Source organism: Pseudomonas sp. CM27, from assembly GCF_013179515.1.
Taxonomy (GTDB): domain Bacteria; phylum Pseudomonadota; class Gammaproteobacteria; order Pseudomonadales; family Pseudomonadaceae; genus Aquipseudomonas.
Window position 1 is genome coordinate 1 of sequence record NZ_JABMCN010000449.1, and the last position, 1,172, is coordinate 1,172.

Consider the following 1,172-nt stretch of genomic DNA (forward strand, 5'->3'; position numbering starts at 1 on the left):
CGGTCACCATCACCCAGGGGCTGACCGACGTCTCGGGCAAAGGCGCCGATCAGTTCGAGCAGCTGGAACTGGGCGCTACCAAAGTCAGCACAACTGTCACTGACGAGCCTGGTACCCCAGGCAACCCAGGCGGCGAAAATGAAGGCGACCTGGTCAAGGTCACCATCGTCGCCGATCAGGTTTCGGTCAACGAAGCTACTGAACCGACCTTCACCATCAGCCTGAACAAGGCGCTGGACAAGCCGTTCACCGTCACCCTGAGCACCGGTGCCACCCTGACCTTCGCGGCCGGCGAGACCACCAAGTCCTACGCTGCACCAGCGCAGGGCGAGGACGTGTTCAAGGACGAAGGCAAGATCACCGTCAGCATCACTAAAGCTGAGGTATTCGGTGAGCAGCTGGAAAACCTGCAGATCGGCAAGGCGGCGACCGTGGCCGTCACCGATACGCAGAGCCCGGTCACTGCCGAACTCACGGTGGATAACACCACGGTCACCGAAGGCGGCAAGATCACCTACACCGTGACCCTGGTCAGCGCAGATCCGACCCTGCCAGTCACCAATCACAAAGGCCTGACCTTCACCCTGACTGATGGCACCACCGTGACCATCAAGGCCGGTGAATCGGTCGGCAGCACCACCGTAACTGCGCCGGACAACGTCTACGTCAACGACCCGGTGATCATCACCCAGGGTCTCACTGACGTCGCCGGCAAAGGCGCCGATCAGTTCGAACAACTGGAGCTGGGCGCTACCAAAGTCAGCACCCAAGTCACCGATGAGCCATCTGGCGAAGGCGACCTGGTCAAAGTCAGCATCACCGCCGATCAGGTTTCGGTCGACGAAGCTACTGAACCGACCTTCACCATCAGCCTGAACAAGGCGCTGGAGAAGCCGTTCACCGTCACCCTGAGCACCGGTGCCACCCTGACCTTCGCGGCAGGCGAGACCACCAAATCCTACGCTGCACCAGCGCAGGGCGAGGACGTGTTCAAGGACGAAGGCAAGATCACCGTCAGCATCAGCAAGGCTGAGGTGGTCGGCGAACAACTGGAAAACCTGGAGATCGGCAAAGCCGCTACCGTGGCCGTCACCGATACGCAGAGCCCGGTCACTGCCGAACTCACTGTGGATAACACCACCGTCACCGAAGGCGGCAAGATCACCTACACC

1 protein-coding gene is annotated in these 1,172 nt (G+C 60.8%); it reads left to right on the forward strand.

All coding sequences use genetic code 11. The features are described from left to right. Nucleotides 1-1,172, forward strand: a 1,172-nt coding sequence (locus HP547_RS28870; protein ID WP_372243021.1) for an immunoglobulin-like domain-containing protein, incomplete at both ends; no start/stop codon positions are given.